The 24,960-nt window shown below is 70.6% G+C and carries 18 protein-coding genes and 2 pseudogenes; 9 read left to right on the forward strand and 11 right to left on the reverse strand.

The window, feature by feature from the left end:
- Positions 1–130 precede the first annotated feature (130 nt).
- The gene (locus AB0I54_RS20375; protein ID WP_363297445.1) at positions 131–514 is read right to left on the reverse strand and encodes a nuclear transport factor 2 family protein; all 384 of its coding nucleotides are present in this window, start codon (positions 512–514) and stop codon (positions 131–133) included.
- 103 nt (positions 515–617) lie between these two features.
- Here AB0I54_RS20375 and AB0I54_RS20380 point away from each other — a divergent pair, with 103 nt between their 5' ends.
- From AB0I54_RS20380 to AB0I54_RS20395, 4 genes are read left to right on the forward strand one after another with little or no spacing between them, the layout of a single operon-like run.
- Positions 618–2,564, forward strand: coding sequence for an ABC transporter permease (locus tag AB0I54_RS20380; protein WP_363297446.1), 1,947 nt, complete (start codon positions 618–620; stop codon positions 2,562–2,564).
- A gap of 19 nt (positions 2,565–2,583) precedes the next feature.
- On the forward strand, positions 2,584–3,849 hold the full coding sequence (locus AB0I54_RS20385; RefSeq protein ID WP_363297447.1) for an ABC transporter substrate-binding protein: 1,266 nt from the start codon (positions 2,584–2,586) through the stop codon (positions 3,847–3,849).
- A 33-nt stretch (positions 3,850–3,882) separates the two neighbouring features.
- A complete protein-coding gene (locus AB0I54_RS20390) occupies positions 3,883–4,632 on the forward strand; it encodes an ABC transporter ATP-binding protein (protein WP_363297448.1) in 750 nt (249 codons plus the stop codon).
- Positions 4,629–5,339 (forward strand): ABC transporter ATP-binding protein, encoded by a 711-nt coding sequence (locus AB0I54_RS20395; RefSeq protein WP_363297449.1) that lies wholly within the window; start codon positions 4,629–4,631, stop codon positions 5,337–5,339. Before AB0I54_RS20390 ends, AB0I54_RS20395 begins: the two co-directional genes overlap by 4 nt.
- 120 nt (positions 5,340–5,459) lie before the next feature.
- On the opposite strand, the gene AB0I54_RS20400 is transcribed toward AB0I54_RS20395, so the two are convergent.
- Positions 5,460–7,091 (reverse strand): FAD-dependent oxidoreductase, encoded by a 1,632-nt coding sequence (locus AB0I54_RS20400; RefSeq protein ID WP_363297450.1) that lies wholly within the window; start codon positions 7,089–7,091, stop codon positions 5,460–5,462.
- A 112-nt stretch (positions 7,092–7,203) separates the two neighbouring features.
- Here AB0I54_RS20400 and AB0I54_RS20405 point away from each other — a divergent pair, with 112 nt between their 5' ends.
- Positions 7,204–8,826 carry a thiamine pyrophosphate-binding protein gene (locus AB0I54_RS20405; RefSeq protein WP_363297451.1) on the forward strand — a complete coding sequence of 541 codons (1,623 nt, stop codon included), beginning with the start codon at positions 7,204–7,206 and terminating at the stop codon, positions 8,824–8,826.
- Positions 8,827–8,876: 50 nt separating this feature from the next.
- On the opposite strand, the gene AB0I54_RS20410 is transcribed toward AB0I54_RS20405, so the two are convergent.
- Positions 8,877–10,118: a YbfB/YjiJ family MFS transporter gene (locus tag AB0I54_RS20410; RefSeq protein WP_363297452.1), complete on the reverse strand. Its 1,242-nt coding sequence runs from the start codon at positions 10,116–10,118 to the stop codon at positions 8,877–8,879.
- Positions 10,119–10,222: 104 nt separating this feature from the next.
- On the opposite strand from AB0I54_RS20410, the gene AB0I54_RS20415 reads away from it, so the two are divergent.
- A complete protein-coding gene (locus AB0I54_RS20415; protein WP_363297453.1) occupies positions 10,223–11,830 on the forward strand; it encodes an FAD-dependent oxidoreductase in 1,608 nt (535 codons plus the stop codon).
- A 13-nt stretch (positions 11,831–11,843) separates the two neighbouring features.
- A complete protein-coding gene (locus AB0I54_RS20420) occupies positions 11,844–13,802 on the forward strand; it encodes an FAD-dependent oxidoreductase (RefSeq protein ID WP_363297454.1) in 1,959 nt (652 codons plus the stop codon).
- 62 nt (positions 13,803–13,864) lie between these two features.
- Here the strand turns inward: AB0I54_RS20420 and AB0I54_RS20425 are convergent, their stop codons facing one another.
- The 3 genes from AB0I54_RS20425 to AB0I54_RS20435 form a co-directional block, all read right to left on the reverse strand.
- Positions 13,865–15,013 (reverse strand): acyl-CoA dehydrogenase family protein, encoded by a 1,149-nt coding sequence (locus AB0I54_RS20425; protein WP_363297455.1) that lies wholly within the window; start codon positions 15,011–15,013, stop codon positions 13,865–13,867.
- A 27-nt stretch (positions 15,014–15,040) separates the two neighbouring features.
- Positions 15,041–15,604 (reverse strand): MerR family DNA-binding transcriptional regulator, encoded by a 564-nt coding sequence (locus AB0I54_RS20430; RefSeq protein WP_363297457.1) that lies wholly within the window; start codon positions 15,602–15,604, stop codon positions 15,041–15,043.
- Positions 15,605–15,725: 121 nt separating this feature from the next.
- Positions 15,726–16,184: a MaoC/PaaZ C-terminal domain-containing protein gene (locus tag AB0I54_RS20435; RefSeq protein ID WP_363297459.1), complete on the reverse strand. Its 459-nt coding sequence runs from the start codon at positions 16,182–16,184 to the stop codon at positions 15,726–15,728.
- 9 nt (positions 16,185–16,193) lie between these two features.
- Here AB0I54_RS20435 and AB0I54_RS20440 point away from each other — a divergent pair, with 9 nt between their 5' ends.
- Positions 16,194–18,743 carry an aldehyde dehydrogenase family protein gene (locus tag AB0I54_RS20440; RefSeq protein ID WP_363297460.1) on the forward strand — a complete coding sequence of 850 codons (2,550 nt, stop codon included), beginning with the start codon at positions 16,194–16,196 and terminating at the stop codon, positions 18,741–18,743.
- Positions 18,744–18,778: 35 nt separating this feature from the next.
- Here the strand turns inward: AB0I54_RS20440 and AB0I54_RS20445 are convergent, their stop codons facing one another.
- The 5 genes and pseudogenes from AB0I54_RS20445 to AB0I54_RS20465 form a co-directional block, all read right to left on the reverse strand.
- A complete protein-coding gene (locus AB0I54_RS20445) occupies positions 18,779–21,523 on the reverse strand; it encodes a SpoIIE family protein phosphatase (protein ID WP_363297733.1) in 2,745 nt (914 codons plus the stop codon).
- Positions 21,524–21,883: 360 nt separating this feature from the next.
- Positions 21,884–22,297, reverse strand: coding sequence for a DUF4345 domain-containing protein (locus tag AB0I54_RS20450; RefSeq protein ID WP_363297461.1), 414 nt, complete (start codon positions 22,295–22,297; stop codon positions 21,884–21,886).
- 44 nt (positions 22,298–22,341) lie between these two features.
- Positions 22,342–23,103: an SDR family NAD(P)-dependent oxidoreductase gene (locus AB0I54_RS20455; RefSeq protein WP_363297462.1), complete on the reverse strand. Its 762-nt coding sequence runs from the start codon at positions 23,101–23,103 to the stop codon at positions 22,342–22,344.
- 123 nt (positions 23,104–23,226) lie between these two features.
- Positions 23,227–23,370 (reverse strand): annotated as a pseudogene (locus AB0I54_RS20460) (aldehyde dehydrogenase family protein); the annotation flags it as partial.
- Positions 23,371–23,373: 3 nt separating this feature from the next.
- A pseudogene (locus AB0I54_RS20465) lies at positions 23,374–23,690 on the reverse strand (aldo/keto reductase); the annotation flags it as partial.
- A gap of 87 nt (positions 23,691–23,777) precedes the next feature.
- Here AB0I54_RS20465 and AB0I54_RS20470 point away from each other — a divergent pair.
- Positions 23,778–24,662, forward strand: coding sequence for an AraC family transcriptional regulator (locus AB0I54_RS20470; protein WP_363297463.1), 885 nt, complete (start codon positions 23,778–23,780; stop codon positions 24,660–24,662).
- Positions 24,663–24,960 lie beyond the last annotated feature (298 nt).

Raw genomic sequence — 24,960 nt, forward strand, 5'->3', positions numbered from 1 at the left:
GCGGCCGCGGCGGGGTGGGGCCGCCCCGCCCCCCCCGCCCCGCCCCGCGGCCGCCTCCCCCCGGGCCCGCGGGGGGGGGGCCGCGCGCGGGGGGGGGGTCCCGGCCGGGGCCGCCGCACGGCGCTTCACGTCAGACCGGCTGCGGAGTGGAGTGCCAGCAGACGAACCGCCACCGGCCGTCCTCCTGCGCCCACACGGCGCTGTAGCGCGCCCGCGTCCGTTGCTCGCGCCCGCCCGCCCGGGCGTCGATCACGGCACACCCGGTGACCACGGCCGCATGGCCGAAGACCCTCACCTCCTCGTCGGACGGCTCGACGGCGACATAGGTGACCGTGCCGTCCTCGATCGCGCGGATGTAGCTGTCCTTCGTGTCCACCATCGCGTTCGAGTGGGTGTAGGTCATCCGGTCCGCGAACAGCTCCCGGAGGGCCGCGCAGTCGGATCCGACCAACGCCGCCCACCGGTGCTTCTCCAACTGCCGAATCCGCGCGCTGACCGCGGCGACGTCGGACATGGGACTCTCCTCACAGCAGACCTGACAGAACTATTGACGTTCAACGTCAGAAAGCATAATTTCCCCGACATCGCTCCACAATGGTCGAAGGCAGGTACGCCAGATGTCTGTGGTGCAATTCGCGCTTCTGGGACTGGGCTTGGGCGGTGCCTACGCACTGCTGGCGCTCGGACTCGTGACGATCTACCGGGGGACGGGAGTCCTCAACTTCAGCCACGGCGCGGTCGCGATGATCTGCGCCTATGTCTTCTTCGAACTGCGCGACGACCTCGGCTGGTCCGTGGTACCCGCGGCACTGGCGACCGGCGCGTTCGCGGTCGTCCTGGGAGTCACGTTCTACCTGCTGGTCATGCGGCAGCTGCGCGACTCCCCCGTGCTGGCCCGGATCGTCGCGACGCTCGCGCTGCTGCTGCTCCTCCAGGGCCTGGCCACCCTGCTCTTCGACGTGCGGACCACCACTCCGGTCTCGGTGGTCTCCTCGGAGCCGGTCGACGTCCTGGGCATCGCCCTGCCCAGGGACCGCATCATCCTCGCCGGGATCGCCGTCGTCCTCGCGGTCGTGCTCTCGCTCGTCTCGCGCCGTACCCGGGTGGGTCTCGCGGTCCGGGCGATCTCGGACAGCGAGAAGGGCGCCTCACTCAGCGGACTGTCCCCGGTTCTGATCGGCGCCCTCACCTGGGCGGTGGGGTTCGTCCTGGCCGCGGTGGCCGGTGTGATGCTCAGCCCGATCGCCGGCCTGGACGCCAGGGTCCTGACCCTGCTGGTGGTGCCCGTCTTCGGCGCGGCGCTCGTCGCCCGGGTCACCTCGTTCGGCGTCGCCGTCGTCGCCGGTCTGGGGCTCGGCATGGCCGAGTCGGCGCTGCAGCTCGCCATGAACTCCGAGGGCGGCTGGTACACCTGGCTGTGGACCGGTCCCGGGCGCGCCCAGGCCATCCCCGCCCTGGTGGTCATCCTCGCCATGATCTTCTCCGGTCGGCTACTGCCGGCCCGGGGCGAGGTGCTACGCGGGCGACTGCCCGTCAGCCTCCCGCCGCGTCACCGGATCATCGGCCCCGTGGTCGCGCTGGTGGTCGGCCTGGTGTTCATCCACACGGTGCGCCCGTCCTGGCTCTCCGCCGGGGTGGTCACGCTCGCCGGCATCCTCATCGCGCTCTCGGTCGTCCTGGTCACCGGCTTCGTGGGCCAGATCTCGCTCGCCCAGGTCGCCTTCGCCGGGATCGGTGGACTGATGACCGCCCTGCTGTCCGGCCACGGAGTGCCGTTCCTGCTGGTGCTCCCGCTCAGCGGAGTGATCGCCCTGCTGCTCGGGCTGCTGGTGGGCCTGCCGTCACTGCGGGTACGCGGCCCGAGCCTGGCGCTGGTCACGCTCAGCGCGGCCTACATCTGCCAGGTCGCCGTCTTCTCCGACGGCCGTCTGCTCGGCAACAAGGGCTTCAACCGCGTCGACGCGCCGACGGTGTTCGGGCACGAGCTGAGCGACACCCAGTTCGCGACCCTCACCCTGCTGATCGTCATCGCCGCCGCAGCCGCGATCTCCGCGGTGCGACTGTCCCGGCCGGGCCGCCGCGCCCTGGCCGTGCGGGAGAACGAGGCCGCTGCCGCGGCCGCCGGCATCAACATCAAGCGCTTCAAGCTCGGCGCCTTCGCGGCCTCCGCGTTCCTGGCCGGGGTAGGGGGCTCGCTGCTCGGTTACCAGGCCAACGTCTTCGCCTACGAACGCTTCAGCGTCTTCGAGTCACTGAACGTGATCGTGATGGCCTACATCGGCGGGATCGGCATGGTCAGCGGCGCGATCTTCGCCGGACTCGGCGCCGACGGCGGACTGTTCTCACAGCTCCTCGCCGCCGGAGGGCTCGACGACTATCACCTCGTCATCGCCGGCGCCGCGCTGCTCGTCTCCGTCCAGCTGCACCCCGACGGCCTGGCCTCCCTGGCCCACACCGTCCGGGAGCGCCGACGCCGCCGGGCCCGCGGGGCCGGTCCCCCCTCACCGCCGCACGAGGAGCAGGACCGGTCCTGGCCGGTCGAGCCGTCCGTACCCGCGAAGTGACAAGGAGCAGGGAGAGAACATGAACATTCGTCGACAAAGGCCCCGGCAGGCTGTGGTCGCCACCGTGGCGCTCACGCTCGCCCTGGCGGCCTGCGGGTCCGACTCCTCCAAGGACAGCGGCCCGGGCACGGGCGGCCTCAAGGGCGATCCGGTCAAGCTCGGCTCCGTGCTGACCATCACCAACCCCGCCTGGACCAACGGCAACGTCAAGCAGGTGAACGACGCCTGGGCGACGTACATCAACGAGGAACTCGGCGGCATCGACGGGCGTCCGGTCGTCGTGAAGAGCTGTGACGACCACGGCGACCCGGCCAAGACGTCCCAGTGCCTGAACAACCTGATCGACTCCGGTGTGGTCGCGTTCGTCAACAACTCCTCCCTGGCGTTCGGCGCGAACGCGCTGCCCGCCATGGAGAAGGCCGGCCTCGCCAACATCGGCGGGTGGCCGGTGACCCCCGGCGAGTACAACAGCGACCACAACTTCCCCACCACGCCCGGTGCGGCGGGCTCCTATCCCGGCCTCGCGGTGCACTTCGCCGCCAGCGGGGCGAAGAAGCTCGCCGTCGCCTACAGCAACACGCCCTCCGGACAGCAGGTCGGGGAACAGCTGAAGAAGCAGTGGGCGTCCCTGGGCGGCACGGACTACTACATGACCGAGTTCGACGCCGCCGCAGCGGACTTCACCCCCACCATGTCCAAGATCGCGAAGCAGAAGCCGGACGCTGTCATCCTGGCCGTCGGCGAGGGACCGGCCGCCCGCATGTTCAAGGCCGTCCAGGTCACCGGGCTCGACGCCACCATCGGTGTCTCGGCCACGGCCGCCGTCAAGGCCGTCTTCGACGCGGCTGGTGACGCGGCCGACGGCATCTACTACGCCTTCTCCTCGGTCCCGGCGGACCACGACAGCAAGGACGCGAAGCTCTACCGCGACGTGCTCGGCAAGCACGCACCCGACCTGGAGCTGACCAACCAGACCGCGGTCGCGGCGTCCTCGATGCAGTACGCCTACGACATCCTCTCCGCGATCGAGGGTGACATCACCAAGCAGTCGGTGCTCGCACAGCTGCAGAAGAAGGAACCCTGGGACGGGTTCATGACCCACCGGAGCGATCCGGCACACGCGCCGGAGAGCATGCCGTCCATCGCCAACCCGTACAGCCTCGTCGCCGAGTACCACGACGGCACGTACACCCCGGCGGTCATCGAGAACCCCGGAGCGCTCGCCCAGTTCATCGACACCGAGGGCGACCTCACCTGGGTCGCCGGCACCCCGCCGAAGAACTGACGGTTTGTCAGGTCCATGGGGAGGGAGGAAACAATGAGCCTGCTCGAACTCGACCGCGTGACGGTCCGCTACGGCGGTGTCACCGCCGTGGACTCGGTCGGCTTCGCGGTCCGGCCCGGCAGCCTGACCGGGCTGATCGGGCCCAACGGCGCCGGCAAGACGACGTTGATCGACGCCATCACCGGGATGGTGCGCTGCACGGGAGACATCCGGCTGGACGGACAGAGCGTCGGCTCCTGGCCGGCCCACCGCAGAAGCCGGGCGGGCATCGTGCGCACCTTCCAGTCCCTGGAGTTGTTCCAGGAACTCACCGTCCGGGAGAACCTGGAGGCCTACGCGCCCAGCCGCACCGACCGCTCCGCGTCGCACGGCGTGGAGTACGCGCTGGACCGACTCGATGTCGGCTGGGCGGCCGACCGGTACCCCTCCGAGCTGTCGCACGGCTCGGCGCGACTGGTGTCCGTCGCCCGCGCCCTGGCGGCCGGTCCCCGGCTGCTGCTCCTCGACGAGCCCGCCGCGGGCCTGGACGCCGGGGAGTCCCGGACGCTGGGGGCCAAGCTCAGGGCACTCGTCGACGAGGGCCTCACCACGATCCTCCTCGTCGACCACGACATGGATCTCATCATGAACGTCTGCGACGACATCCACGTACTCGACTTCGGCAGGCGGATCGCCTCCGGCCCCGCGGCGACGGTCCGCGAGGACCCCGAGGTCGCACGGGCCTATCTCGGCACCCAGGCCACGGAGGTCGGCGCGGACCGGGGCACGGGAGGTGCGGCATGACCGCGACGGCGACGGACACCACGGTCCTCGACATCACCGGCCTCCGCGCGGGCTACGGAAACATCGAGGTCCTGCACGGGGTCTCGGTCCGTGTGGGCGCCGGGGAGATCGTGAGCCTGCTGGGACCCAACGGCGCGGGAAAGACCACGACTCTGCTGGCGTGCTCGGGGCTGGTGAGCGTGTCCGGCGGCGACATCCGGCTGCGCGGCACCTCGCTGCTGCGGCTCAGCCCGCACGTCATCGCCCGCAAGCGGCTCGCGCACATCCCCGAGGACCGCTCGCTGTTTCCCTCGCTCACCGTCGACGAGCATCTGCGCCTGAGCGCAAGGCCGGGCGGCCTGAACGTGCTGGAGCTCTTTCCCGAGCTGCGCAAGCGCCGCAACAACCGGGCCGGGGTGCTCTCCGGCGGCGAGCAGCAGATGCTCGCACTCGGCAGGGCGCTGGCCGCCCATCCCGAGGTGCTGCTGGTCGACGAGATGTCGATGGGGCTCGCACCGGTCGTCGTGGAACGCCTCTTCGACGCGCTGCGCGAGATCGCGGTGTCCGGCGGGCTCGCCGTGCTGATGGTCGAGCAGCACATCCACCTGGCGCTGAAGTACGCCCGGCGCGGCTACGTCCTGTCCGGTGGCCGGGTTCGGGCGCAGGGCACGGCGCCGGACCTGCTCGCCCGCTGGTCGGACATCGAGTCCTCCTACCTGGGTCGTTGACGTCCTCACCCCCGTGGAGGCGTGAAGGGCGGTCGGCGGCCACTGATCGGGCACCCCCGCCCGGAGCCCTTCGAGGGCCCCGGGCGGGGGTGCCGTCGCGGCCGGTGAGCCGGCCTTCGTTCAGCTGCCGCTGCCGCCGGTCAGGCTGAGCGCGGCCAGGTAGCCGAAGACCATGGCCGGGGCCAGGGTGCCCCCGGCGCCTCCGTAGGTCATGCCGAAGGGGGACGCCATCACGTTGCCCGCCGCGTACAGGCCCTCGATCGGCTCGCCGTCGAGGTCGAGGACCCGCGCGTCGGGATCGACCCGGGGCCCGCCCTTGGTGCCCAGCGCCCCGCTCTTGATGGGGATCGCGTAGTACGGCGGCTCGTCGAGCGGTCCCAGCGTGCCGCGCACGTCGCGCTTGTAGGCAGGGTCTCCCCACCAGCGGTCGTGGGCGCTCTCACCGCGGTGGAAGTCGGGGTCGACGCCCTTGTCCACGTTCTCGTTCCAGCGGCTGACGGTCGCCTCGAGTTCCTCGGCGGGGATGCCCAGATCCTCGGCGAGCGCCTGCAGGCTCTGACAGCCCTTCAGCCACGCCGGGGGCTCCTCGCCGGCCGGGTGCGGGCCGATCGTGCCGTATGCCCGCAGATAGCCCTGGTCGAAGATCAGCCAGCAGGGCAGGTTGGCGTACTCGAAGGCGGAGACGTCCTCGACGTGGAACGCTCCGCCGAACGCGTTGTAGTTCGCGGCCTCGTTGGTGAAGCGGCGGCCGTGCCGGTTCACCATGATCGAGCGGGGGCGCGTACGGTCGGCGCTGATCATCGCCCGGTTCATCGCGTTGATTCCCTCGGGCAGGTCGGCGGCCGGTATCCACCAGGCCTCGCGCATGTTGCCGAGCATGGCGCCGGCCTTCATCGCCATGTACAGGCCGTCCCCGGTGTTCGTCCGCATGGACACCGGATGGGTGAGCGGGCCGCGCAGGAACGCCCGCTTGTACTCCTCGTTCCACTCGAAGCCGCCGGTGGCCAGCACGACCCCGTGCCTGGCGTGGTACTCGGCCGGTCCCTCCGGGGTGTCGAAGCGCACCCCGGTGACCCTGCCGTCCGTCATGAGCAGCCGGCGCGCACGGTGGGACCCCTTCGGCTCGATCCCGGCGTCGAGACAGGCCTTCAGGAGCCGGCCGACGAGCGCCTGCCCGCGTCCCCGCTCGTCGCGGACCGCGCGGCGGGCGAACTCCTCCTCCGACGGCACCTCGGGGACGACCGCGCCCAGGGTCGTCTCACTCATCGTCACGTGCTGGTTCGGGTAGTAGGGGCTCTTGGTGACCCTGTGCTGCCACGCACCCAGCTCGTCGAAGGGGAACAGCGGACACTCGATGGTCCGTCCTCCGCCGGGCTTTCCCCCCGGGTTCTCGGGGTGGTAGTCGGGAAAGTCGGTCACGACGTGGAAGTCGGTGCCTGCGTTGGCGTCGAGGAACCGGACCATGTCGGGCCCCGCCTTCAGGAAGGCCCGGACCAGGCGCTCCTCGAGCAGGCCGCGGGACAGCGACATGATGTACGTGAACGCCTCCTCCTCACTGTCCTCGACACCGGCGGCGGCCTGGAACGGGTTGTTCGGGATCCACACGTGTCCCCCCGACCACGCCGTGGTGCCCCCCACCTCGTCGGCCTTCTCGAACAGGCCCACACGCGCCCCGCCCTGCGCGGCCGTGACCGCCGCGGTGAGGCCCGCGGCTCCCGTTCCCAGCACTATCACGTCATACGGCTCGGACATCCCGCACCTTCTCCGGTCGGCTCCGCTGGTTGCCCTTACGGTAAGGGACCTACCTATTGACGTACAAGGGAAGATTTGCGACGGTGCAGAACAACCTACCGAGGGAGCCGTGATGCTCTTCCATGAAGCCGTCGCCCGCGCACTCGCCGACCACGGCGTGGAGACCGTGTTCGGGGTCCTCGGGGACGCCAATCTGTACATGATGGACAGCTTCCAGCGAGTGGCGGGCGGCTCCTACCTCTCCTGCTCCAACGAGGCGGGCGCCGTGCTGGCCGCCAACGGGTACGCCAGGACGTCGGGCCGTCTCGGCGTCGCGACGGTGACCCACGGGCCCGCCCTGACGAACACCGTGACCGCCCTCGTGGAGAGCGTCAGGGACCACACACCCGTTCTCCTCCTCGCCGGTGACACCGCCGTGGTGGACCGGGACAACTTCCAGAACATCCCGCAACGGGACGTCGTGCTGCCCACCGGGGCCGGCTTCGAGCAGGTCCGCGCCCCGCAGACCGTCGTCGAGGACATCACCACAGCCGTCCGCAGGGCCTGTCTCGAGAAGCGTCCGATCGTCCTCGACGTTCCCGTGGAGTTCCAGTGGGAAGAGGTCGACTACCGGCCGCCGGAGCGGGGATTGGTCCCGCACCAGGCGGTCGCCCCGGACCCGGCCGCCCTGGACAGGGCGGTGGGCGTCATCGCCGCCGCCCGACGCCCCGTCGTCCTCGCGGGCCGCGGCGCCACGAGCCCCGAGGCCAGGGCGGCGCTGCTGCGACTGGCCGAGCGCATCGGCGCCCCGGTCGCCACGACACTGCGCGCGAAGGACCTCTTCCGCGGCGAGCGGTTCGACCTCGGCATCTGCGGAACGCTCTCCCACGAGGTGGCACTGGACACCGTACTGAGCAGCGACTGCGTCATCGCGTTCGGGGCGAGCCTCAACAAGTGGACGACCGCGGAGCGTTCGGTGCTGGAGGGTGCGCGGTTGGTGCATGTCGACATCGACCGCGACAGCATCAACCGGTTCTCGCCGAGCGACGCGGGCATCGTCGGTGACGCGGCGAGGGTGGCGGACACGATCGTCGACTGGCTGGACGAGGCCGAGGTCAAGCCCACCGGATTCGCCTCCGAGGAGCTGGCCGGACGCCTAGCCGCCCGGTCCGACGCCGACTTCACGGATCTGAGCACGAGCGAGACGGTCGACATCCGCACGGCCATGCTCAGGATCGACCGGGCCCTCCCCGAGGACCGTACGCTCGTCTTCGACGGCGGCCGGTTCATCTTCAACGCGTTCACACGGCTGCACTGCCCCGAGCCCTCGGCGTACGTCCACACGGTCAACTTCGGGTCCATCGGTCTGGGCATGGGCAACGCGATCGGCGCGTCCTTCGGCGCCCCCGGCCGGCCCACCCTGCTGGTCACCGGTGACGGCGGCTTCATGCTGGGCGGCCTGGCCGAGTTCAACACGGCCGTGCGGCACGGCGTGGACCTGGTCGTGGTGCTGTTCAACGACGCCGCCTACGGCGCCGAGCACATCCAGTTCCGCAACAAGAACATGGATCCGGCCATCTCCACCTTCGACTGGCCGGACTTCGGGCCGGTCGCCACGGCACTGGGCGGGCGCGGGTACACGGTGCGGAACCTGGAGCAGCTGGACGAGGCGCTCGACGCCGTGCAGACCCGGGACCGGCCGGTCCTGATCGACATCCGGATCGACCCGGACAAGGTGAGCCTGCCGGGCCACTGACCCCACCGACCGCCGGGCGCGCCCGGCACAGAGCCCGCGGGGGCGCCGTGTCAGGGCCGGCGTCCCCGCAGGCGGCCTCCGTCGGGCAGGAAGGCCGACACGACGGCGGCGAGCACAGCGGTGCCGGAGGCGAGATAGAACGTCGAATCGAACGAGCCGGAGACATCGGCCAGTCGCCCGCCCAGCGGCGGGGCGAGGAACTGGGCCAGTCCGAGGCTCATCGTCGTGACGCCGAACGCCGCGCTGATGTCTCCGGGCCCCTGCCGGTCGCCGAGGTAGGCCATGAGCACGGTGCCGATCCCGGTCATCAGCAGGCCGTACAGCAGCACCGACAGCTGGATTGCGGCGTGCCAGCGCAGCGGTACCGCGAGCGGTGCCGCCCCGATGACGGCCAGGAAGGCCACCAGCGTCCGCCTGCGGCCGAGGCTGTCGGACAGCCGTCCGCCCACCAGTCCCCCGAAGATGCTGGCGACCCCGAGCAGCGAGAACGTGCCCGTCGCGGAGGCCACGTCGAACCCGAGGTCGTGCTGGAGCGCGGCGATGAGGTAGTTGGTGTAGAGCGCGAAGCCCACGCCGTACAGGAAGTACGACAGCAGCAGCGTGCGCACCTCGGGGAACAGGGCGCGCAGGGGCCGGCGCTCCGGCCCGGCGTCGGGGTGCGCGCCGACCGGCCGGAGGAACAGCACCTGCGCCACCAGCACCAGGACGGCCACGGTGGCGGCGAGACCCCACACCGGGCGCCAGGTCCCGGCCCCGAAGAGCCGCTGAAGGAGTGTCACGGCCGGTCCCGTTATGGCGATGGTGATCCCTATGCCTGCGGTGACGAGCCCGATGGCCAGCCCGTTGCGGTGCCGCGGCACATGTGCCGCGACGATCGACGGGGCCGGTATCCAGACGGCGGCACTACTCAGCCCGGTGAGTGTCAGACCGGCGAACAGCAGCCAGGTCCACGGGGCGACAGCGGTGAGCAGCAGGCCCAGAGCCGTCGAGGCCAGTCCCGCCTTCAGCAGCCCGGTGCCCTCCGCGCGCCGGGCCAGCGTGGTCGTGCCGAGCACACCGAGCAGGTAGGCCCCCAGGTGGGCGCCGCCGAGCAGCCCGGCGACGCCGTAGGAGCCGAGCACGTCGGCGGTCATGTCGGGCAGTACGAAGGAGAACGTGAACCGCGCGAACCCCTGGGAGACCCCACAGGCGCACATCACCAGCAGCACCGGCCGGATCCAGGTCCGCATCGGTACGGGGCGGTCGCCCGGGCCGGTCGCCGGCTTCGAGACCTCCGGTGGCTGAGCCGTCATCCGGACGCTCCCCTCCCCATTCCCGCTCGAAGAATCAAACCTTATACGTTAGACGTTGCATGAGGTAGATTCGTGCGGCGAGCGGGACGAGGGGAGTGACGGCCGTGGAACGGTACGACGTGGTGGTGCTCGGGTCGGGCGCGTCCGGACTGACGGCAGCGCTGGCGGCCGCCTGCGCGGGGGCCCGTGTGGCGCTGTACGAGAAGGGCGAGGAGGTGGGCGGGACGACCGCCCTGTCCGGCGGCATCCTCTGGGCCCCGGACAACCCGTACGCCGCGCGGGCGGGCGTCGCCGACAGCCGCGAGCAGGCGCTCGCCTACCTCGACTCCCTGTCCAACGGCAGCATGCGCCGCGAGATGGTGGAGGCGTTCGTCGACAACGTCGGGCCCGCTCTGGCCTGGCTGCGCGACGAGACCCCGCTACGACTGAAGCTGGTCCCCCGCTACCCGGACTACCACCCTGAACACCCCGGCGGCATGCCGGGCGGCGGCCGCTCCCTGGAACCCGAACTGTTCGACACCACCGGGCTCGACGCCTGGCTGGACCGGATCGTGGGTGAGCCGCGGCGGTTGCAGGTCGCCGAGATCCCGAGCGGCGGGGGCGGGTCCGGCGTACTCGACCCGGAGGTCCTGCGGCGGCGCACGAAGGCCTCCCTGGAGGGCCTGGGCCGTGGCCTCGTCGCGGCGCTGCTCCAGGGCTGCCTGGACCGTGGCATCACACCGCGCACGGGGATGCGAGCCACCCGGCTCCTGGTCGAGGGCGACCGCGTGGACGGCGTGTGCTTCGAGTCCGCCACCGGCACCCACCGGGTCGGCGCGGACCGGGCGGTCATCCTGGCCACCGGCGGCTTCGAGCACGACGCCGACCTGGTGGCGGACTTTCTGCGCGGGCCGGTCGCGCACCCGCCCGGCGTACTCACCAACACCGGCGACGGGCTGCGGATGGCGATGAGGCTCGGTGCCCGGCTCAGCGCCATGCGAGAGGCGTGGTGGGTGCCGGTCGTTCTCGCCCGCACGCCCGGCGGCTCCACGTCCCCCACCCTGCTGCTCCGGGAGCGGACGCTGCCCGGCACGTTGATGGTCAACGGCCAGGGGCGCCGCTTCACCAACGAGGCAGCCAACTACAACGCCCTGGGCGCCGCGTTCCACGCCTTCGACGTCACCTCCTTCCGCTACGCCAACCTCCCGGCCTGGCTCGTCCTCGACGACGCCTGCGTGCGGCGGTACGGCGTCTTCGGCAGCGCGCCCGGCACCGAGCCGCCCGAATGGCTGCTGCGGGCGGACACCCTCACCGGGCTCGCCGAACGCATCGGCGTTCCCGCCGACGCGCTCCGCACCTCCGTACAGCGTTTCAACGACGGCGCGCGCGAGGGACGGGATCCCGACTTCCACCGCGGCGAGAGCACGTACGACGGGTGGGTCGGCGACCAGACGTACTACGGCACCCCGAGGGCCACACTCGGCCCCGTGGCCACCGGGCCCTTCTACGCCGCCCGGGTCCACCCGAGCACGCTCGGCACCAAGGGCGGTCCGCGCACCACGCCGGACGGCCGGGTGCTCCGGGTCGACGGAACCGTCATCGAGGGCCTGTACGCCGCCGGCAACGCCATGGCCGCACCCACGGGGATGGCCTACGGCGGAGCCGGCGGCACACTCGGCCCCGCCATGGTCTTCGCGTATCTGGCCGGCCGGCACGCGGCCCGCCCGCACTGAGGGAGAAACGGTGATGCAACAACCCCTCCGGGACAGCCTGTTGTTCCGGCCGATCCGTATCGGCCGGATGGAGCTGCGCAACCGGATCATGCTGCCCCCGCACGGCCGCCTGGTGGGCGACCTGTTCGGCGGTGAGCGACAGGCCCGGGAACACCTCGCCTACTGGCGCCGGCGGGCCGAGAGCGGAGCCGCCTGGATCTGCGGGCTCAACGGCTTCGTCGGCAATGTCACCATTCCCGGCTTCGAGCCGACCGGCCTCGGCGCGACCGTCCGCGGCGTCTTCCGGCTGCCGCAGTTCCGCGAGCGCGCCGCCCTGTACGCCAAGGCCGTGCACGCCGCCGGCGCCTACGCGGCGGCTCAGCTCATCCTCCAGGGCGGGATGCCCGGCTCCCCCTCGGGCGTGCTGGCCAACCACACCAACAACCAGGTGCCGCACGTGCTGACCGAGCCCGAGATCGCCCGGCTCGTGGAGGAGTACGCCTTCTCCGCGGGCGAAGCCGCGGCCGCCGGGCTCGACGGCGTGGAACTCCACGCCAACCACGAGGACCTGCTCCAGCTGTTCCTCTCCCCCGCGACCAACCACCGCGACGATGCCTACGGCGGCGACCACGACCGCCGGATGCGACTGCTGCTCGACGTGCTGCACGCCGTCCGCCGCCGGGTGGGCGCGGACCTCACCGTCGGTGTCCGGCTGAACATGGACGAACTCTTCGACGGTGGCTACGGACTGGACGGCGGACTGGCCATCGCGCGCGCCCTGCAGGCCTCGGGGACCGTCGACTACCTGCACTGCGTCATGGGCAACAACTGGGGCGCGCCCAGCTACATCCAGCCGCACCACTACGCCGTGGCCCAGTGGTCGGGCCTGGCGCGCCACTTCAAGGAGGCACTGGACCTCCCGGTCGTCTACACCGGCCGGGTGACAACGGTGACGGCCGCGGCGCGCATCGTCGAGGACGGGGAGGCCGACGTCGTCGGCATGGCACGCGCGATGTTCGCGGACGGTGACCTGGTCGCCAAGGCACGCACCGGCCGGGAGGCGGAGATCAGGCCGTGCATCGGCACGAACGACTGCCTCCACCGGGTCGTCGTGGAGGGCCTGCGTTTCGGCTGCTCGGTCAACCCCCGGACCGGCCGGGAGAGCGAGCCTCCGCTGCCGCCCGCCGGGGCGGGCAGGAGAGTGCTCGTGGCCGGTGGCGGTCCCGCCGGTCTGGAGCTGGCCGCGCTGCTCGCCGAGCGCGGCCACCAGGTGGAGCTGTGGGAACGGGAGGCGGAGCTGGGCGGGCAGCTGCGGATCGCGGCGCGCGCCGCGGAGAACGCCGCGTACGGCGACTTCCTCCAGTTCCAGGAGCGGCGTCTGGCGGCACTCGGCGTGAAGGTGGAGCTGGGCCGTGAGGCCCTGGCCGACGAGGTGGCCGCCGCCGGATTCGACGCGGTCGCGGTGGCCACCGGGGCACGGGCCCGCCGGCCGGCGATCCCGGGCGCCGACCAGCCCTTCGTGGTCGAGGGCCGCGACGTGCTGCTCGGCCGGGCGGAGACCGGCCCGCGCACGCTCGTCGTGGCGATGGAGGACCACATGCAGCCGCTCACCGTGGCCGGTCATCTCGCCGACCTCGGCCGCGAGGTGACCCTCGTCTGTCCGACGCCCGCGATCGCCCCGCTGGTGGGCAGGTACTCCATCGGGGCACCGCTCGCCAAGCTCTCGGCGGCCGGTGCCCGGGTGGAGGTGATGGAGCGGGTGAGCTCGATCGAGCCGGGGCGGGTGCTGACGCGCAACGTCTACTCGGGGGCGCCGCGCGAGTATCGGGGCCATGACTCGGTGGTGCTGGCCTGTGGCGGCGAGGCGGAGTCGGGGCTGTACACCCAGTTGCTCGACCGGGTGCCCGAAGTGCACATCCTGGGCGACGCCTATGCGCCGCGCCGGATGTCGTTCGCCACCCGGCAGGCGTACGAACTGGCGCGCACGATCTGACGGCACGGTTCGGGCCCCGGACGAATCCGGGGCCCGTGTTCCGCCGCTCGCCGAACCGGGGCTCAGAAGCCGAGGTCCCGCCCGATGATCTCCTTCATGATCTCCGTCGTCCCGCCGAAGATCGTGTGGATGCGGGCGTCCCGCCAGGCCCGGGAGATGGGGTATTCATCCATGTATCCGTAGCCGCCGTGCAGTTGCACGCACGTGTCCGTGGTCCGCTTCATCAGCTCCGTGGTCCACCACTTGAGCTTGGCCGCGTCGACGGGGGTGAGCGTGCCGGCGTTGAGTTCGAGGATCGCCCGGTCCAGATACACCTGGGCCATCTCGATCTCGGTGGCCATCTCGGCCAGCTTGAACCGGCTGTTCTGGAAGCTGCCGATCTGCCGGCCGAAGGCCTTGCGGTTGTGGCAGTACTCCACGGTCCAGTCGAACGCTGCCCGGGACGCGGCGACGGCGACCACGGCGATGGACAGGCGCTCCTGCGGGAGGTTCCTCATCAGATAGGAGAAGCCGCGGTTCTCCTCACCGAGGAGGTTGGCCGCGGGTACGCGCACGTCGGTGAAGACCAGCTCCGCGGTGTCCTGGGCGTGCATTCCGGCCTTGGCGAGCTTGCGGCCCCGCTCGAACCCCGGCATGCCCCGCTCCACCACCAGCAGACTGATCCCGTGGGCTCCCGCCGACGGGTCGGTCTTCGCCACGACGATGACGAGGTCGGAGTGGATGCCGTTGGTGATGAAGGTCTTGGTGCCGTTGAGGACGTAGGCGTCGCCGTCGCGGACGGCGGTGGTGGACACTGCCTTCAGGTCGCTCCCGGCGCCCGGCTCGGTCATGGCGATCGCCGTGACCTGCTCGCCGGAGCAGAAGCCGGGCAGCCACCGCCGCTTCTGTTCCTCGCTGCCCAGCTCGACCAGGTACGGGGCGACCACGTCGTTGTGCAGCCCGAAGCCGGAGCTGAGCGAGGCGGCGCCGCACAGCGCGAACTCCTCGACCAGCACGGCGTTGTACCGGAAGTCCGGCTCGCCCCCACCGCCGTACTCGGTGGGGACGGCCGTGCCGAGGAACCCGGCCTCGCCGGCGAGCTGCCACAGCTTGCGGTCCACCAGCCCTTCGGCCTCCCAGCGGTCGTAGTGCGCCAGCACGTGCCGTTTCACGAACTGCCGTACGGCGTCCCGGAATTCATTGTGCTCGGAGTCGAACAGGGTGCGTTCCATCGACAGCTCCGGTGTGTGAGGTGGGCGTCAGCTCGCCTCGCGGTCGGGCCCCTCCCCCTTGGCATTGCCCTCACTGACCCAGCGCAGCAGCTCGGGCACGGGGGAACCGGCGTTCTTGCGCCCGGGGGCGGACGCGACCTCGTTGACGAGCTCGTAGAGACGGGTGAGCACGCGGATGCGGTGGTCGAGCTCGGAGAGCTTCTCCTGGAGGATCGCCTGCGTACGGGACGAGGCCTGGGCTCCGGTCAGCGCGAACTTGCCCAGCTCCGCGATCTCCTCGAGGCCGAAGCCGAGCTGCTTGAGGGTGCGTGCGCCCTCGACGTAGAAGATGTAGTCCCGGGGGTAGCGGCGGGTGCCCCCCTCCGTCCGCTCCGGCGGGGGAAGGATGCCGAGCTCCTCGTAGTATCGGATGGTGCGGGTCGAGACCTTGGTCTGCTCGGCGAGTTCGCCGATGCTCAGCGACTCCCGCTTCGCGGCCTTCGGCTTCTTGCCCGACGCCGGCGTGGAGGCCCCCGTTCGGCCGGCACGCTTCGCTTCGACATCGGTCTTGGCTGATCGCTCGCGCGAGGACGCGGTGCGACGCACTGCCATGGCGTGCCCCTTCCTGATGCGTAGTGATGGATGAATATTTAACGGATCTCGTTAAGCGTAGCAATTTTGCCACACGCCGGAGCAGCAGACGCGCGAGTTCCCCCACGACACCGCGGGCCCCCTACGCGACGTCCTCGACGGGGCGGGAGCCGACCCAGACGCTGATCCGCGCCGAGATCACCACCTCGCCACGCTGGTTGAGGATGTCTTCCTTGAGTGTCACGACCCCACCGGGCGCCTTGTCCTTCTTCTCCAGGACCTCCATGACCGGATGGACAGTGTCCCCGAAGAAGCAGGGCGCCCGGAACTTGACCTCCTCCATGCCCAGGAAGGCCAGGACCCGCCCGGGAAGCAACGGGATGAGGCCGGCGCCGCACGACAGTACGAGCAGCCCGTGCGCGACCCGTTGCCCGAACGGAGTGGACTTGGCGTACTCGGCGTCCATGTGCAGCCCGAAGTGATCGCCGGTCACGCCGGCGAAGTTCACCACGTGGGTCTCCGTGATGGTGAGACCGGTGAACTCACGCCGGTCCCCCACCTCCAGCTGGTCGTAGTACCGGTCGAACATCCGGGATGCCACCTGCTTCCTGTGCAGCACACGTCCCGGGTCCCGGCGGGACCCAATGAACTCATCCTTGACGTTCAACGTTATATCTCATCATGCTGCCGGAGTCCACCACGTCACCGAGAGAGGCCGGAACATGACCATCGGACGCCGGCGGGAGGCGCCGGACGACCGGAGCCTCCCGGTGGTCTCCCCTGCGGACGGCTCCGTCGTCGGCAGCGTCCACGAGTTCACCCGGGCGGAGATCGACGAGGTCTTCGACTGCGCACGTCGCGCCCGGGGCCGCTGGTCGGCCCGCGGCACACCGCCGAGGACGCCAAACGGATCATCGGCGAGACACAGTTCTCGGACTCGTTCCCCGGGCAGCCCCGCAACAAGCCGGCCATCGCGCACCGTGTGCCGGTGGGCACGGTGCCGGCCATTCCGCCGTTCAACTACCCGGTGAATATGGCCGTCTCGAAGATCGCCCCGGCGCTGGTGACCGGCAACGCGGTCGTCCTCAAGCCCCCGTCGCACGGTGCGCTCAGCGCGCTGATGATGTGTGAACTCGCCTACCAGGTGGGCATCCCGCCCAAGGTGCTCCAGGTGGTGACCGGACGCGGTTCACCCATCGGCGACCACCTCGTCCAACACGACGGCGTCGACCTGATCACTTTCACCGGCTCGTCGCAGACCGGCACCGAACTGGCCCGCAAGGCCGGCATGGTGCCGCTGCTGTTGGAGCTGGGCGGCAAGGATCCGGCCATCGTGCTCGCGGACGCGGACCTGGACGCGGCCGCCGCCGACATCGTGGCGGGCGCCTTCGCCTACAGCGGCCAGCGGTGCGCGGCCGTCAAGCGGGTCCTCGTGCACGACCGGGTGGCCGACGACCTCGTCGCGCGGATCGTCCGTCGCACAGCCCGGCTCACCGTCGGCGGCCCGCGCGACAACGCCCGCATCACACCGCTGGTGGACCCGGAGTCCGCGGCGGGCGCCGAGCGGTTGGTCGAGGAGGCCGTGGCGGCGGGTGTGGTCGTCCACGGCGGCGGCCGGGACGGCAACCTCGTCCACCCCACCGTCGTCGACCAGGTGACCGAGGAGATGGATCTGGCCTGGGTGGAACCCTTCGCTCCGGTCCTGCCGGTGATCAGAGTGAGCAGTCCGGCCGGGGCGGTCCGGCTCGCCAATCGTTCCGAGGACGGACTCCAGGCGGCCGTGTTCACCCGCGACATCGACATGGCGATCCAGCTCGCGGCCCGGCTGGAGGCAGGGACGGTCCAGGTCAACGGGCGCACGGCACGCGGCCCGGACCAACTTCCCGTTCCTCGGCACCACGGCGTCGGGCATGGGCACGCAAGGGGTCCGCCCGTCCATCGAGGCGATGACGCGGGTGAAGTCGCTGGTGGTCAACCTGCGCGAGAAGGACCGCGCGCCGACACCCCGGCCCGGGGCCCGGCGGCCGATGCACGAATGTTGCTATCTCTCGTTCAACGTGAAATTCTCGATCCTGCAGGGCGGCGCCCGCCGGGGTTCGATCAGTGGAGGTACGCAGTGCGCAGCAGATTCCGTTCCCACATCGCTCTAGCGGCGGCAGGAATGCTCGCGGCGGCCTCCGCCACCGGCTGCGGCAGCGGTGGCGGAGACGACGTCGGCGACGCGGGGTCGGCGAAGGGCGGGTCGGAGACGGTCCGGGTGATGATGTTTCCCGCCCAGTCCTACCGGCTGCCGGTGCTGTTCGCGGAACAGAAGGGACTGTTCGCGAAGCGCGGCATCAAGCTCGAGATCACCGAGCAGCCGGCCAACCTGCAGGGCATGCAGGGTCTTTCGGCCACCCACTCGGACATCGGCATCGTCACCGTCGGCACGCTGGGCCAGGGCTGGCAGGCCGGGAACAAGGGCGCGTTCTTCTGCGGCGGCATCAAGGTCCTGCAGACGACGCTGATGGCACCGCCGGACAGTGACCTGCCGTCCACCGAGGACGGTGCCGACTGGCGGACCGTGCTGAAGTCCCTGGAGGGCAAGAAGGTCGGCATCCAGACCCCCGTGGGATCCGGACTCCAGCTCATCTTCGCCGAGGCGCTCAAGGAGGCAGGCGTCGAGGACGTCACCTACGTCAACCTCGGCGGCGGCAGCAGCGCGGCCATCGCCGCACTCAAGAAGGGCAGCGTCGACGCGGCACAGGTCAACCCCACGGGCACCCAGTTCATCAAGAACGGCAAGTCCGCCAAGTCACTGCTGTACATGCCGGAGGGCCCGAAGGCGTACAAGGACTACTACGGCAGCGGCTGGGTGGGCAGCGACGCCTTCCTCAAGGAGCACCCGGACACCGCCAAGGCATTCTGCGAGGTGATCGACGAGAGCCTGAAGACGATCAAGAGCGGTGCCGACCGCACTACGGCGCTGGATCTCCTGATGAAGGACACCGGCGTCAGCAAGCCGGTGGGCGAGCTGGTCCTCGACGACGCCTACAACGACTTCGCCACTACCCTGGACCAGTCCACGCTCACCAAGACGTTCGACGCCTACGTCCGTCTCGGCATCCTCAAGGAACAGCCCAAGCCCACCTGGGAGTCCCTCGTCACCGTCCCGAAGTGACCGTCGGCAGCGCACCCTCCGACGTCGACGACATGTCACACAGGTGTGAGGGGCTGCTCGGTCCAGATGACCTTGCCGTGGGCGCCGTACCGGGTGCCCCAGCGCTGAACCAGCTGGGCGACCATGTACAACCCGCGACCGCCCTCGTCGGTGATGCGAGCCCGGCGCAGGTGTGGGGAGGTACTGCTGCCGTCGGACAGCTCGCAGATCAGCGTGCGGTCGCGCAGGAGACGCAACGTTATGGGCTCTGCGCCGTAGCGGATCGCGTTGGTGACCAGCTCGCTGACGGTCAGCTCGGTGGTGAACGCCAGCTCTTCCAGGCCCCATTGCGTCAGTCGTTCGAGCACCTCTGCGCGGATCCGGGAGACGACGGCGGGCTCGGCGGGCACGTCCCAGGTGGAGACCTGGCCGGCATCCAGCGCCCTGGTGCGGGCCACGAGCACGGCGATGTCGTCGGCGGGGTCGACCGGCAGCAGTGCGTCCAGTACCCGGCAGGTCTGCTCCGGGGTCCGGCCCCGGTGGGCCAGCACCCTGCGCAGCCGATCGAGCCCGAGCTCGACATCACGGTTGCCGATGTGCTCGATCAGTCCGTCCGTGTAGAGGACCAGCAGGCTGCCTTCGGGCACCTCGACCTCGGCGGTCTCGAAGGGCTGGCCACCCAGGCCGAGCGGGGGTCCCGCGGGCAGCTCCAGGTACTCCACGGTGCCGTCGGGCAGGACCAGGGCCGGCGGGGGGTGGCCGGCGCGGGCCAGGGTGCAGCACCGGGTGGCCGGGTCGTAGACGGCGTACAGGCAGCTCGCACCGATGAACTCCTGGCTGCCCGTCTCCGCCTCCTCCTGGTCGAGGTGAAGCTGCCCGACCAGGTCGTCCAGCTGGGTGAGGACCTCGTCGACGGCCAGATCGAGGGAGGAGAAGTTGTGGACCGCGGTGCGCAGCCGGCCCATGGTGGCGGCGGCGTGCAGGCCGTGGCCGACGACGTCGCCGACGACCAGCGCCACCCGCGCCCCGGACAGCGGGATGACGTCGAACCAGTCGCCGCCTACCCCGGATCGCGCGGGCAGGTAGCGATGGGCCGCCTCCACGGCGTGCTGTGCGGGAAGGCCACGCGGCAGCAGGCTGCGCTGCAGGGCCAGGGCCACGGCGTGCTCGCGTGTGAAGCGGCGGGCGTTGTCGATGCACAGCGCCGCACGTCCGACCAGTTCCTCGGCCAGCGACAGGTCGTCCTCCTCGAAGGACTCCCGGAGCCGGGAGCGGTAGAAGCTGACCACGCCGAGCACGGTGCCGCGGGCGCGCATGGGCACAGTGATGAGTGAGCGGATCCCCGCGTCCAGGATCTGCTCGCCGCGGGCCGGATCCTGGGCGCTCCAGCCCGAGGCCTTGGCCAGATCCGGCTCCAGGACCGCCTCCTCGCTCATGAGGGACCTGGCCTGCGGGGTGGACGCGATGTAGGTGACCAGATCGCCCGCCGCACGGAGGTGGGAGCTCTCGTGGACACCGGCGATCGCCGCCCGGCGCAGCGGCCCGTCCACGCGGATCGGTTCCTCGCCGAGCAGGACTGCCACCGGCAGGTCGACAGCGGCGAAGTCGGCGAACCGGGGGACGGCCACCCCGGTCAGCTCCTCGGCGGTCCGGGTCACATCCAGCGTGGTGCCCACACAGGCACCGGCGTCGTAGAGCAGCCCCAGACGCCCTTGGGCCCGTACGGCGAGCCTGCCGATCCCGGGCTCCCCCACGGCCAGCAGCCATGGGCTGGTACCCGCGGAGGGCTCGGCGGGAGGGCCGGCGGGGGCAAGGGGCGCCATCTGAGGCGTGGTCACGACAGCGGGCCTGCGGGAGGGCCCGGCGACCGGCGTTGCGGCCTCGGTCGCCGCCGGGGTGAGGCGACGCAGGACACCGGCAGGAAGGGCGGCCTCGACGGCGAAGCCTGTGACGCCGCCGGAGCTGGAGACCGGTCGGCAGAGGAGGACGGCCGTGCGCCCGCCCGGGAGCTGTACCTCGGCGAGACCGGTCCGCCCCAAGGCGATCAGCGCAGCCGCTCTCTCCTCCAGAATCCGCTGATCGAGGCGGTCGAGCAGCTCGGTGGCCGCAATGCCCGCCCCGACACCTCCGTCGGCCGTCGTCCGGCGGCGGGCTTCGTTGAACGCCTGGAGCAGGGCGCGCTCGCGGGACGTGGCGCGTTGCAGCAGCCGCTGCTCGATGCCGCGGGCCGCCTCCACGGCCACGGCCAACATGGAGGAATCGGAGTGAACGCTCCGACAGGTCAGGTCGAACACCCCGATGACCTGCCCGCTCAGGGGGTCGCGTACGGGCGCGCCCGCACAGGCGAGCCCTCCCAACTGGTCGGTGAAGTGCTCGCGACCGGTTACGAAGGCGGGTCGCCGCGTGGCCAGGGTGGTGCCCACGCCGTTATTGCCGATGATCTCCTCGGGGAAGGCGAACCCCGGAGCGACCTGGACGGAGTCGAGATACCGGTGGAGCGGGGCCTCGCCCTCCCGGCGCTGGAGCAGCCGGGCGCGTTCGTCGCTGAGAAGCACGGTCACCCCGAGACCCGAGAGGCGGGACTCCAGGGTCTCGATCACGGGGCGGGCGGCGTCGGCGAGACTGTAGACGTCGTCCGGGTCCTGATGGTAGGGGAGGTCCCCGTGGTGGTCCGGCTCGAGGCCGAGAGACTGGCACCGTCGCCAGGAGGCCCGGATGGGATCCCGCACAAGCGACCCCACCGGCATGCCCGCCAGGAGCCGCTCGTGAGCTTCGGAGAGGGCGGCGACGTCGTCCATCATGACCGTCACTTGATCCACTCCCTCTGACCAGTTCGCTCGACGCCAGTTTTCACCCGCTATGGGTAAATTTCTACCTGCTCAAGGTAAATGCCACGTATGATCCAGTTCAACCGTCCGCATGCAGCGGCTTGCCCACCGTGGCCGGAAGCGCCGCACTGAGGGCCTCGTTCTGCGTCGGGTGGCGTGGAGGAGCGAGGCCGGTCCGCAAAGCCGCCGCGGTCTCCGTGCACGCCAGGGACGCGCCTGGGCAACGATGGCGGCCGATACCGAACGCGAAGGTGTCGTACGAGCGCCCCGCGCCACCGGGGCCCGCCTCGACACATTTTCCGATGCCGGGTCTGCCTGTCCGGGATCGGTGCCTCAGGCGACAGCCGGCACGCGTCTGGATCTGAGTGCGGTGGAATGTGCCCAGACGATGACGAACGCGAGGATCAACTCCAGGGCGCCGAAGGAGAGGAATTCTGCCGGACGGTCGGGCAGGCCGTTCAGGGCGATGGAGAGCAACCGCCCGAGGGCCCCGAGGAAGATCGGGACGGCAAGGAAGTAGACGAGGACTCCCTGCGAGCGAATCGTTCCCGCCGCCCAGAAGAACAAGGGCGCCCAGCCGATGTAGACGCCTGCCATGAAGCGGTGGATGTGGTCCGCGGTCACATCGCCGTCCGAGGCTCCCTGCACTATTTGCAGGCCGGCACCGGCGATGATGACGGCAGTTGTCAACAGCAGGCAGACACGAACGATGGTCTGGGCTCTGGTGAGAGGGGTGTTGGCAGCCATGGTGATTCCTTGCTTGTCGCGCAGTCGACCGCGGGGTTCGGTGTTCAGATCTGCTCGGTGGGGCGGACGAGGAGCTCGGCTACGGCCACGTGCCGGGGGCGGGTGACGATGTAGCCGACGGTGTCGGCGATGTCCTGGCTCTGGAGCCGCTCGATGTCACCCAGACCGGCGGTGAGTGCCTGCAGGACGGCTTCCGGGTTGTGCGTGCGCAGTTCGGTGTCGACGCTGCCCGGCTCGATGACGGACACACGGACGTGCTGGTGTGCCAGTTCCTGGCGCAGCGACTCGCTGAAGGCGTTGACGCCGAATTTGCTGGCGCTGTACACGGCCATCATGGGGTAGGCGCGACGGCCGTTGAGAGAGCTGATGTTGACGATGTCGGCGACCTGGCGCGGTTCCTCGGTGGCGGCCTTGACCAGGTGAGGGACGGCCGCGTGGGCGGTGTACATCAGGCCCATGAGGTTGATGTCGATCATGCGGCGCCAGTCGTTCAGGTCCGCGGCGGGGGCGGGCCCGAGCAGCATGAGACCTGCGTTGTTGACCAGGGTGTCCAGGCGACCCAAGCCCTCGACGGTCCGCTCGACCACTTCCGCGGCGGCCTGCGCGTCCGTGATGTCCGCCGGCACCACCAGGGCCTGGCCACCGGCGGCGGTGATCTCTCCGGCGAGGTCGGTGAGCCGGTCCTCGCGTCGCCCGACCAGGGCCACGGAGGCGCCCTCACGGGAAAGCTGCAGGGCGGTGGCGTGGCCGATACCGCTGGAGGCCCCGGTGACCAGGGCGACGGTTCCTTCAAGAGTACGAGTCATGGTTCGAGCCTTTCGATGAACGGCCACGCTGCTGCGAGCCGTACGGGATGGGGGGACGCGGAGACGGCCCTACTGGTGAGGGCCGTGCGGGATAAGACATCCGTTCCTTCGACCGCCACGCGTTCAGCTCAGCGGGACGTCGAGGACGGCCTTGCCGTGGCTGAACGTCTCGATGGAATAGCGGCCGTGGTAGCTGCCCATGCCGCTCTCGCCGACACCGCCGAAGGGAAGCGTCGGCACGGCGAGGTGGTGCATCGGCAGGCCGAAGACGATGCGGTCGGTGCCCAGGTGGCGCAAGCTGTTCTCGGTGACATCGCGCATGTGCTCGGGGCGGCTGTCCAGGGCGGCGCCCTTCACAGCACGGCCGGAGAGTTGCTCATTGCTGCCGGTGCCAAGCCGTGCAGCTCGGCATTGTCGAAGGGCGTGACGCCGAGTTCGTGGGCCCGGTGGACGGTGGCGATGCCGCTCTGCTCGTCCGGAGCCCCGCAGGCGATCGTCATGCCCATCGTGCCCAGACCGACCGCCCCGGCCTTGAGGCCCCGGCCGCCGAGGGTGCGCTGGGCGAGCTTTGTGGTGCGCTGTGCCATGTCCTCGACGCTAAGGGCACGGCACCCAGGGGTCATGGGGCACCGATCGCATAGGATTGCCTGATCCTCTCAAGCAAGGAGGGTGTCATGCTGGACCGACTCGCCGCGGCCATCGACCGGCACTTCGTGGGAGTGGGCGCGGCCACCGCCGTCCCCCGACTCACCCTGGTCGCGCTCGACGACCCCGTCGAGCCCACCGACCGGCTCGAGGATCCGATGCTCTGCTTCGTCGCCGACGGCATGAAACGCACCACCGCGGGGGAGCTCAGCCATGTCGCTCACGCCGGCGAGATGCTGTTCACCACCATCGCCCTGCCCGTCACCGTCGCGGTGGAGAAAGTGCCCTACCGCTCCGCCGTCCTGCGATTCGACAGCCAGGCGCTCACCGAACTGCTCGTCGAGCTGCACGAGACGGGCCCAGTCACCCCGTCGACGATCGAAGCACAGGTGACCGCGCCGATGACACCGGAACTCATCGACGCGCTCACCCGCTATGTCCAGCTCCTCGACACCCCCGACGACATCCGCCCCCTCGCCGCCCGCGTCGAGAGCGAGATCCTCTACCGGCTACTGCGCAGCTCCCTCGGCCCCATCCTGCGCCAGTGGTCGCTGGGCGACTCGATCACGACCCGGGTGCGCGAGGTGGCCCAATGGATCTGCGCCCGCTACACCGAGCCGCTCAGCATCGACGAGATCGCCGCCGTGGCACACATGAGCCCCGCCAGCCTGCACCGGCACTTCAAAGCGGCCACCGGCATGAGCCCGCTCAAGTACCAGAAACACCTACGGCTGCAGGAGGCACGACGGCGCCTGGTCGCCGGGGGCGCCACCGCGGCCCAGATCGCGCAGGCGGTCGGATACGCGAGCGCCACCCAGTTCAACCGTGAGTACCGCAGCACCTACGGCCTCCCGCCAGGCCAGGACGCGGCCCGCCTCCGCGCTCGACTCACCCACACCCCCACTGACACATGACGGCGGGCATAGGCCCTGGCAGTCAGACACCGAGAGCAAAGGGCCAAGGCATTCAAGGCCGCACCCCGCTTCCGGCGGAAGTTGTATGTCGTGGCCACGGCCCGGTGACGCTTGCCCGAAGGTGGCGAGACCGGCCCTGATACTGCGGTCGGCTCGACGTTGCACCCACACGGCCACGCCGAGCACGGCACACAAGACACCGGCGCCGGCCAAGCCACAGAGGAACACGGCGAGTTGGTTCACCGTTCGATCGTGGCAGGGGCTACGGCCAGAGGCCGCGCACTCACGGCTTCCCGGC

This window comes from Streptomyces sp. NPDC050625 (assembly GCF_040654755.1).
Lineage (GTDB): Bacteria > Actinomycetota > Actinomycetes > Streptomycetales > Streptomycetaceae > Streptomyces.

Bases quoted from the DNA above. Each gene is read 5' to 3' on its own strand.
- AB0I54_RS20425 (WP_363297455.1), bottom strand. From the start codon at position 15,013: ATGGAACGCACCCTGTTCGACTCCGAGCACAATGAATTCCGGGACGCC.
- AB0I54_RS20410 (WP_363297452.1), bottom strand. From the start codon at position 10,118: ATGACGGCTCAGCCACCGGAGGTCTCGAAGCCGGCGACCGGCCCGGGC.
- AB0I54_RS20445 (WP_363297733.1), bottom strand. From the start codon at position 21,523: ATGATGGACGACGTCGCCGCCCTCTCCGAAGCTCACGAGCGGCTCCTG.
- AB0I54_RS20380 (WP_363297446.1), top strand. From the start codon at position 618: ATGTCTGTGGTGCAATTCGCGCTTCTGGGACTGGGCTTGGGCGGTGCC.
- AB0I54_RS20455 (WP_363297462.1), bottom strand. From the start codon at position 23,103: ATGACTCGTACTCTTGAAGGAACCGTCGCCCTGGTCACCGGGGCCTCC.
- AB0I54_RS20395 (WP_363297449.1), top strand. From the start codon at position 4,629: ATGACCGCGACGGCGACGGACACCACGGTCCTCGACATCACCGGCCTC.
- AB0I54_RS20385 (WP_363297447.1), top strand. From the start codon at position 2,584: ATGAACATTCGTCGACAAAGGCCCCGGCAGGCTGTGGTCGCCACCGTG.
- AB0I54_RS20450 (WP_363297461.1), bottom strand. From the start codon at position 22,297: ATGGCTGCCAACACCCCTCTCACCAGAGCCCAGACCATCGTTCGTGTC.
- AB0I54_RS20400 (WP_363297450.1), bottom strand. From the start codon at position 7,091: ATGTCCGAGCCGTATGACGTGATAGTGCTGGGAACGGGAGCCGCGGGC.
- AB0I54_RS20420 (WP_363297454.1), top strand. From the start codon at position 11,844: ATGCAACAACCCCTCCGGGACAGCCTGTTGTTCCGGCCGATCCGTATC.
- AB0I54_RS20405 (WP_363297451.1), top strand. From the start codon at position 7,204: ATGCTCTTCCATGAAGCCGTCGCCCGCGCACTCGCCGACCACGGCGTG.
- AB0I54_RS20430 (WP_363297457.1), bottom strand. From the start codon at position 15,604: ATGGCAGTGCGTCGCACCGCGTCCTCGCGCGAGCGATCAGCCAAGACC.
- AB0I54_RS20375 (WP_363297445.1), bottom strand. From the start codon at position 514: ATGTCCGACGTCGCCGCGGTCAGCGCGCGGATTCGGCAGTTGGAGAAG.
- AB0I54_RS20390 (WP_363297448.1), top strand. From the start codon at position 3,883: ATGAGCCTGCTCGAACTCGACCGCGTGACGGTCCGCTACGGCGGTGTC.
- AB0I54_RS20470 (WP_363297463.1), top strand. From the start codon at position 23,778: ATGCTGGACCGACTCGCCGCGGCCATCGACCGGCACTTCGTGGGAGTG.